We start from the raw sequence: 6709 nt of genomic DNA on the forward strand, positions 1-6709 counted from the left end.
GCGGTCAATGTCGGACGCTGCGCGCCGACCTTAACCGCGCAAAAGCACGGCTTCGCCTGAACAAAGTTAAAACCCCAACCCCCGCAGCGGTCAATGTCGGACGCTGCGCGCCGACCTTAACCGCGCAAAAGCACGGCTTCGCCGCAACGGTGTCAAACCCCCTAACCAAGCGGGGAATTGCACGCCGACACGAGTGCCTCGCGGCATGCCGCAGCCAAGGGGCGCAAGGCGTCCTCGCGCGCCCGCATCTCCATGATGTTGACCGCCGCACCGGAGGTCTGGCTCGCGAGCGTCACGACCCGATCCACCACGCACGCGCGGGCGTAGAGTCGCCGCGCCCGCGGCTCGTAGCCCGCCGGAAGGTCGGACTCGGGGCCAGGCTTGCGCACCGCGGCGAGCGCGCCCGCGAGCTCGGGCCGCCACTGCGCGACGTCGAGGCGCACCAGCTGCTTGGTGGACTCGGCCAGGGCCGTGCTGAGGTTGGCGTCGGCCTCGGCGAGCGGGACCTCGTACCCCCGAGGAGCTTCTAAAAATTCAAAAACATGCCACAGAACCGTCGCGAACGTGTCACCGGAACCCGAGGTGTGCTGGCGCGCCTCGGGAATCAACCCCAGCCGGGAGGCGATCACGCCCTCGCCTGCGAGCAGGGCACGCTCGGTGAACGGCGAACCGGGCCCGGGCAGGCCACGCGGGTCGCCGGGCACCGGCAGCACCAGCCGGATCTCGTCGGGGTGCAGCTTGGCCAGGTGCGGCAGTGCCTCGCGCAGCTCGACCTCGCGCCAAGTGCCGGGCAACCCATCGACATGCTGCTCTTCGCCATCGTCGAGCGCGTCGAGCATCTCGTCAAACGACACGAGCCCGGCGCGCCAGGCACGGGCCCAGCTGACCAGGCGGGCCGACCGGCGCGCGGTCAGGGTCACCGCGTGCGCTGTGGGGGACATGCCAGCAAGGGTACGTGCTGCTCACTCTCTTGTCTCATATTCTTGCGCGATGCGCGTGGTGGAAGCCGAATTCGGGATGGTTGTCGAGTGTGCGGAGAGCGGTTACTGCGGAGCGATCGTCGGTTATGAGCACGGCGCGGTCGCGCTTGAGGACCGTTTCGGCAAGGTGCGATATTTCCCACTCGCTCCGGCGGCGTTCCTTGTGGACGGTGAGATCGCCACGCTGGTGCGTCCCACGGCCAAACAGCAACGGCTGGTGAGCAAGTCGGGCTCGGTGCTCGCGCCGCGGCAGCGCGCGCAGGTCGCCAAGGCGAGCCGCATCTGGGTGGAGGGCACCCACGACGCCGAGCTGATCGAGAAGGTGTGGGGGCACGACCTGCGCGCGGAGGCGATCGTCGTCGAGCCGATGCACGGCGCGGACAATCTGGTGGCGCTCATAGAGGAATTCGAGCCGGGCTCCAGGCGCCGGCTCGGCATCCTGCTGGATCACCTCGTCGCGGGCAGCAAGGAGACCCGTCTCGCCTCCGAGGTGGACAGTGCTCATGTTCTCATCGCAGGCCATCCATTCGTCGATGTGTGGGCCGCCGTCAAGCCCGCGAAGCTGGGCCTGCGCGCGTGGCCCGAGGTGCCGCGCGGGATCCCGTGGAAGGAGGGCGTTTCCCGCGCATTGGGACGAGACGATCTCTGGCAGACCGTGCTGTCTCGGGTGGACAGTTACCACGACCTGGAAACGCCGCTCGTCAACGCCGTCGAACGGCTCATCGACCACGTGACGGCATCCTGAACATTGACACCGGGCATGGCTTGCCCGCACGCTTGGAAGCGCTCCCATCGAACAACAACGATCCTTGGAGTGTGTCCATGCGAATCCGATCACTCGGGCTGCTCGGTGCCACCGCCGTCCTCGTGTTAGCCCAGGCCGCGCCCGCACACGCGGCCGACACCAGCCCGCCAACCGCCCCCGGCACACCCGTCGCCTCGAACATCACCGAAACCAGCGTGATGCTCACCTGGCCACCGTCCACGGACGACGTGGGCGTGTCGCACTACGAGGTCTGGCGGTACTACACCGACATCGTCGAGCGCGTCGCCACGCCGGCCGAGCCCACCGCCACGGTCACCGGGCTGCGCCGGGGCTCGGTCAGCATGTTCTATGTCACCGCCGTCGACACGTCGGGCAAACGCTCGCAAGCCTCTCCCCCGATCACGGTGACCACCCTGCCCGGCGACCTCGAACCACCCGGTCCCGTCATCGGGTTCACCGCCTCCGAGATCACCGACACCTCGGTCCGGCTCAGGTGGTCCGGCGTGTTCTACGGCGATTTCGAGACGTTCCGGATCTACCAGGCGCTCGCCACCGGTCCCTACACCCTCGTGGCTTCCGTGCCGCGGACCTCGCCCTGGTCCGTGGTGGTCACCGGGCTCACGCCCGGCACGCAATACCGCTTCGTGGCCACGGCCGTGGACGTGCCCGGCAACGAATCCGCGCCGGCTCCCCCGCTCACCGTGACCACCACCGGGACTCCTCAGCCCACGTGCACCGTCGCCTATCGTGTGTCCAGCCAATGGGCGAACGGCTTCGTCGGCGAGGTCCGCATCATCAACACCGGCCCGACCGCCATCCACGGCTGGAGTCTGATGTGGACGTTCCCGAACGGACAGACCATTACCAACCTGTGGAGCGGTGTGCCCACCCAGTCCGGGGCCACAGTCACGGTGACCAACATGCCCTACAACGCCGTCATCGCGGCCAACGGCGGGTCCGTGACGTTCGGCTTCATGGGCACATGGAGCGGCACCAACGGCAACCCCACCTCGTTCACCCTCAACGGGCGACCCTGTAACTAAACCTCGTCGATCAGATCGGCGACCGAGGCGATAACCCGCGAAGGCCGGTAGGGAAACCGTTCCACATCGGCCTTCGTGGCAATCCCGGTCAGCACGAGGATGGTGTGCAGCCCCGCCTCCAGTCCACAAAGGACATCGGTGTCCATCCGATCGCCGATCATGGCGGCGGTCTCCGAATGCGCGCCGATCCGGTTCAACGCCGAGCGCATCATCATCGGATTGGGCTTGCCAACGAAATACGGCTCGACGCCGGTCGCCTTCGTGATCATCGCGGCCACGGAGCCGGCCGCGGGCAGCAGACCCTCATTGGACGGTCCGGTCACGTCGGGGTTGGTGCAGATGAACCGCGCGCCCTTGCTGATCAGCCGGACCGCCGTGGTGATGGCCTCGAAGCTGTAGTTGCGGGTCTCGCCGAGCACCACGTAATCCGGATCGAAATCCGTCATAATGTATCCGGCCGCGTGCAGTGCCGTCGTCAACCCCGCCTCGCCGATGACATAGGCCGTGCCACCCGGGCGCTGATCCGACAGAAACCTCGCGGTCGCCAGGGCCGACGTCCAGATCGCCTCCTCCGGCAGGTCGAAGCCGAGCCGGGTGAGCCGGGCGTGCAGATCGCGCGGCGTGTAGATGGAGTTGTTGGTCAGCACCAGAAACGGCTTGCCCGCCTGGCGCAGCTTGCCGATGAAGTCGGTGGCGCCGGGGACGGGCACGCCCTCGTGCACCAGCACACCGTCCATGTCGGTGAGCCATGCCGCGATCTCCTTGGCCATCGTGCTCCTATCGTCGGGCCGGTGCTGGGCAGCAGTGTGCGGGGCACACATCCCAGTGATCGAGCTTACCGAGCTGTGCTCTCGGCGTACCGGAGGACGTCCGCTCCACCACTAGGTCACGGACCATGGCCACAAAGCGGGGGTCGGTGCCGGGCGTGGCCGCGCGGGCGAAGCCCAGCCCCAGCTCACGCGCCGTGGCGGCGGCTTGCTCGTCGAGGTCCCACAGGACCTCCAGATGGTCGGAGATGAACCCGATCGGCACCACCACGACCTGGGCCACGCCTTCTTTGGCGAGCACGCGCAGGTGGTCGTTGACGTCGGGCTCCAGCCACGGGATGTGCGGCGGCCCGGACCGGCTCTGCCACACCAGATCCCACGCCTCGCCCGGCTCCGCGACCAGGGCGGCGGTCTCGCGCAGCTGGGCTTCGTAACGCCCGCCCGCGGGTCCGGCCGAGCGGGCCATGCTCACCGGGATGGAGTGTGCCGTGAACACGAGCCGGGTGGGCAACCCCGGGTCGAGCTTCTTCAACGCCTCGCGCTTGGCGTCGATGAACGGCTCCACGTAACCCGGGTGGTCATGGTAGTGGCGCAGCTTGTCAACAACCGGGGGTTGGCCTCCGCGCACGAGGTCCTCCAGGTACTGCCGGCACGACGAATACGACCCGAACCCGCTCGTGGCGAACGCCATCGCCCGCTTGACGCCGTCGGCGCGCATGCGGGCCATCGTGTCCTCGACCATCGGGTGCCAGTTGCGGTTGCCCCAGTAAACCGGCAGGTTCACCCCGTTGGCCGCGAAGTCGGCCTCGATCGCGGCGCGCAGCTCGCGGCACTGCTGGTTGATCGGCGACACCCCGCCGAAGCGCATATAGTGCTCGGCCACCTCGGCGAGGCGCTCGGCCGGCACGCCGCGCCCCCTGGTCACGTTCTCCAGGAACGGCATCACCTGGTCGGGATGCTCCGGTCCGCCGAACGAGAGCAGGAGGAACGCGTCATACATGCCCTAAAGACTAAGCACCCACGGCGTGATAGCCACCGTCGACGTGGACGATCTCACCCGTGGTGGCCGGGAACCAGTCCGACAGCAGCGCCACGACCGCCTTCGCCGCGGGCTCGGTATCGGACAGGGCCCACCCCAGCGGTGCCCGCTCGACCCAGTTTTCCTCGAACTTCTCGAACCCGGGGATGGACTTGGCTGCCATCGTGCGCAGCGGGCCCGCCGAGACCAGGTTGCTGCGGATGCCCCTGCCCCCCAGGTAGCGCGCCAAATAGCGGGAGGTGGACTCAAGCCCGGCCTTGGCCACGCCCATCCAGTCGTACACTGGCCAGGCGATGGTCGCGTCGAACGTGAGCCCCACGATCGAGCCGCCCTTTTCCATCAGCGGCAGGGTCGCCATGGCCAGAGCCTTATATGAGTATGTCGAAACGTGCACGGCGGTTGCGACGTCCTCCCAGGACGAGTCCAGGAAGTTGCCGCCCAGTGCGCTCTGCGGCGCGAACCCGATGGAATGCACCACCCCGTCCAGACCATCCACATAGGACCGCACGTGGCCGGCCAACCCGGCCAATTGCTCTGCGTTGGTCACGTCGAGCTCGATGACCGGCGCCTCCATCGGCAGACGCTTGGCGATCCGCTCCACCAGCGACATCCGCCCGAAGCCGGTGAGCACCACCTTCGCGCCCTGCTCCTGAGCGATCTTCGCGACGCTGAACGCGATCGACTGCTCGGTCAGCACACCGGTTACCAGAACGCGCTTGCCTTCCAACAGCATTAGTGCCCCATTCCTAGTCCGCCGTCGACCGGGATGACGGCGCCGTTGATGTATCCGGCCGAGTCGCCCGCGATCCAGGCGACCACGCTGGCGACCTCCTCCGCGCTGGCGAGCCGCCCGGCCGGGATCGCTCGCAGGATCTCGGCCTTGCGCTCCTCGGGCAGCGCGGCCGTCATGTCGGTGTCGATGAATCCGGGGGCCACCACGTTGGCCGTGATGTTGCGCGAGGCGATCTCGCGGGTCAGCGAGCGGGCCATGCCCACCAGCCCCGCCTTGCTCGCCGCGTAGTTCACCTGCCCCGGACCGCCGTAGAGCCCGACCACCGACGAGATGAAGATGATCCGGCCCCAGCGCTGGCGCAGCATCTTCATGCTGGCCCGCTTGGCGCAGCGGAACGCACCCGTGAGATTGGTGTCGATGACCCGGGAGAACTGCTCCTCGGACATGCGCATGATGAGCGTGTCGTCGGTGATCCCCGCGTTGGCCACGAGCACCTCGACCGGGCCGAGCTCCTGCTCGACGGCCGTGAACGCCGCGTCGACCGCCGCCGAATCGGTGATGTCGCACGTGACGGCGAACGCCTCCGGCAGGCTCGCCGGGTCGAAGTTGCCCCGGTGGGTGATCGCCACCCGGTCCCCCTGCTTGGCGAAGGCCTGCGCGATGGCAAGGCCGATGCCCCTGTTGCCACCGGTCACGAGGACGGTTCGGGCCATGTTCGAGCTCCTGTCGACGTCGGGTGCTGGGTCCGGGACTTACCCTATGGCGAGCGCCCGCCGTCGCCACGGATGGGCAAGGCACGAAATCCAACTAACGATTTTGTCGGATACTGACAATCCGAGTGTCGCCAAACGGCTGATGTAGGGGATGGCGTCACGTAGGCTACTATCAACGTCGTTTGTGAGCAGTGTGCCCAGCTGGGCTGGACTGAAGGAGGTGACTCGCTATGCGAGATAGCGATCCTCCCAGTCACGGCCGGGCACCAATTCTGACGCTCCACTAGCCGCCGCCCTTCTTCGGTGCGGCGCGGCTTGGCCGTGACTTCATGTGCGCCTGTTTGTCCATCATCGACAGCCACGGGAGTTCTTATGAGCCGTTACATCGCCCCACTGGGCTTCACCCTCGCAGCCACCTGGGTCGCCACCATCTTCATGATCCTCGCCAAGTAACCATCCGCCTCCTCCCTTCGCGTCGATCATGAACTTGCGTCATGTTCAGCGGCGTGTCGCGGCATCAACCTCATGGTCAACACCGGCCGGATTGACCATGAGGTTGATGCGATGACACACCGTCCAACATGGACTTGAGTTCATGATCAACCAGGAAGAGGGTGGGGAGGGGTTGGTTACAGGGGGAGGTGGGGGGTCCAGAGGAGGCTGAAGGC

The 6709-nt window shown here is 67.1% G+C and carries 7 protein-coding genes; 2 read left to right on the plus strand and 5 right to left on the minus strand.

Going from position 1 to position 6709, the window contains the following annotated elements:
• Window positions 1-161: 161 nt before the first annotated feature.
• A complete protein-coding gene (locus DM816_RS39145) occupies window positions 162-941 on the minus strand; it encodes a hypothetical protein (RefSeq protein ID WP_117215534.1) in 780 nt (259 codons plus the stop codon).
• A gap of 49 nt (window positions 942-990) precedes the next feature.
• Between DM816_RS39145 and DM816_RS39150 the strand changes: the two genes are divergently transcribed.
• Window positions 991-1725, plus strand: a complete 735-nt coding sequence (locus tag DM816_RS39150; RefSeq protein ID WP_117215535.1) for a DUF3097 family protein — start codon at window positions 991-993, stop codon at window positions 1723-1725.
• A 77-nt stretch (window positions 1726-1802) separates the two neighbouring features.
• Complete coding sequence (locus DM816_RS39155) at window positions 1803-2789, plus strand: cellulose binding domain-containing protein (protein ID WP_117215536.1); 987 nt, start codon at window positions 1803-1805, stop codon at window positions 2787-2789.
• Here DM816_RS39155 and DM816_RS39160 read toward each other — a convergent pair.
• From DM816_RS39160 to fabG, 4 genes are read right to left on the minus strand one after another with little or no spacing between them, the layout of a single operon-like run.
• Window positions 2786-3559 (minus strand): HAD-IIA family hydrolase, encoded by a 774-nt coding sequence (locus DM816_RS39160; protein WP_117215537.1) that lies wholly within the window; start codon window positions 3557-3559, stop codon window positions 2786-2788. The two genes, DM816_RS39155 and DM816_RS39160, sit on opposite strands and share 4 nt — an antisense overlap.
• 7 nt (window positions 3560-3566) lie before the next feature.
• Window positions 3567-4556, minus strand: coding sequence for a ferrochelatase (locus tag DM816_RS39165; protein WP_117215538.1), 990 nt, complete (start codon window positions 4554-4556; stop codon window positions 3567-3569).
• A 10-nt stretch (window positions 4557-4566) separates the two neighbouring features.
• A complete protein-coding gene (gene fabI / locus DM816_RS39170) occupies window positions 4567-5328 on the minus strand; it encodes an enoyl-ACP reductase FabI (protein ID WP_117215539.1) in 762 nt (253 codons plus the stop codon).
• A complete protein-coding gene (gene fabG / locus DM816_RS39175; protein WP_117215540.1) occupies window positions 5328-6041 on the minus strand; it encodes a 3-oxoacyl-[acyl-carrier-protein] reductase in 714 nt (237 codons plus the stop codon). The genes fabI and fabG overlap by 1 nt, the downstream gene beginning before the upstream one ends.
• Window positions 6042-6709: the final 668 nt, after the last annotated feature.

Source organism: Allorhizocola rhizosphaerae (genome assembly GCF_003426775.1).
Taxonomy (GTDB): Bacteria; Actinomycetota; Actinomycetes; order Mycobacteriales; family Micromonosporaceae; genus Allorhizocola; species Allorhizocola rhizosphaerae.